The 1,724-nt window shown below is 57.9% G+C and carries 2 pseudogenes; one reads left to right on the top strand and one right to left on the bottom strand.

The window, feature by feature from the left end:
• Positions 1-507: 507 nt before the first annotated feature.
• Positions 508-1,018, bottom strand: a pseudogene (locus ACZBJS_RS42420) (transposase family protein); the annotation flags it as partial.
• Positions 1,019-1,094: 76 nt separating this feature from the next.
• Between ACZBJS_RS42420 and ACZBJS_RS42415 the strand changes: the two are divergent.
• Positions 1,095-1,284, top strand: a pseudogene (locus tag ACZBJS_RS42415) (IS630 family transposase); the annotation flags it as partial.
• Positions 1,285-1,724: the final 440 nt, after the last annotated feature.

The raw sequence follows: 1,724 nt of genomic DNA, 5'->3' as shown, positions 1-1,724 counted from the left end.
CTTCAGATCGGAATGCCGGCCGGTTTTATTTCGGAACGGTGGCCGGCTTCATTTCGGAACGGTGGCCGGCTTCAAATCGGAATACCCGGCCGGAATAAATCGGAATCCGCAAACTCGCATAGTGCAGATAGAAGGGGTAACCGTATTGCTGCCCTGCACGGCCATCAGCCGAGCTCGTTTCCCTATCGGTCACTTCCGCGGGTAACCTCTTCCGCTTGCACTAGCTTCGGTTCGGTAGCACTCCTGAGAGAGTTGATCTATGTCGAGGAAGTCAGCTCCGAGGTCCGTGCATTTGGCTGCCGTTGCGTTGTTTGGACCCAGTGACTTCGCGATCTTGAAGGACCAAGTCATCGCGATAGTAGAGGTCGACAGCGCCATAGGGAGACTGAATCACGAGCTCGCGCGCCCTCAACGGCTCTTAGTTCGTTTCGGAATATGAAGGCGCCTCGCAAACTTCGCGGCGAGGCAGAGGGACGGACGATCTGTCATGTCGATCGTAATGGTACTTCCCGTCTTCTTGACCAATTGCACGAAGGCGAACTTGCTGGTGCAATCGATTGCGACGTAGAGGTAGAGCTTGCCTTCGGCAGCCTGGAGCTCAGCGATGTCGATGTGGAAATAGCCGATCGGATAAGCCTTGAACTTTTTCTTCGAAGGCTTGCCACCTTTAAGCTCCGGCAATCGGCTGATGCCGTGGCGCTGGAGGCAGCGATGCAGGGATGACTGCGTCAGATGCGGGATGGTCGGCTGCAGGGCATAGAGGCAATCGTCGAGCGGCAGCAGCGTATGCCGCCGGAAAGCGATGATGATCGCCTCCTCCTCGATGGAAAGGACTGTCGACTTGGCTTCCTTGGCGCCTGTCGAACGATCGGCGACGGTCTCGGCTGCTTGCACTTCGCGACAGTCTTCTGGTTGATCCCGTAGCGCTTGGCGAGTGCTCACAGGCTCTCTTGACTATTTTGTATTGCTCGACGACTGCCTCCGTCGTGGTTGCGCAGCCGTGTAAAACCTGTCCCATAGCGCATCCTTCGAATCGTGCGACAAGAATGCACCATCAAAGCTTGGGACTAAACACCTAGAGGACGAACTTGGTGCGCGGGAAGAAGGGCTCCCACAATGCAGTTTGGCTGTTTTTTGCGACGCGCAGGGCTGCGGTTCAAAAAAATGCCGCTCGCCCTCGACCGAGCTCGCGCGGACATCGCGCGCAGACGCCAGCGCTGACGTTCACGGCACACTAACCTCGATCCCCGGCGCCTGATCTTCGTCGACGAGAGTCTGCTGCAGATGGCGGAAGAAGCTCACCATGAACGGTCGCGGCAGGGACGCTGGTTTCCCAGCGCCCCCCGCTCAGATCCGTACGTGCGGAGCTACCGCATACGGCTCCTGCCTTCGGTCATGACGTGTACCGCGGATCGGGATGCGGATGACAGGCGCGGACTTTCGGGATGTATCGCCTATCGTGACGCTGGAATCGATTCTAGGTCATGCGGGAGCGCTGCCTGCGTCGGCGAAGCCAGCGCAGCCATGCCCGGCAGACCTCGGCGCGGAACATGCCGAGCCGTTTCAGATTCCCTAGAATCGCGTGTTAGAGCATGTTGTTTTTTCGCAGAATCGGGATTGAACGAAGCCGCTGGCGCGGCATGTAGGGAGTCATAGCAAGGATTGCCTCCTGTCTGAGAGGATTGCGGGTTTTCGAAGCCCAACCCTTTAGACAGGAGGTTTTC

It is taken from the genome of Bradyrhizobium sp. KZN70725, assembly GCF_055264925.1.
The sequence above is the reverse complement of the archived record's forward strand: the minus strand, read 5'-3'. Positions and strand labels throughout refer to the sequence as shown.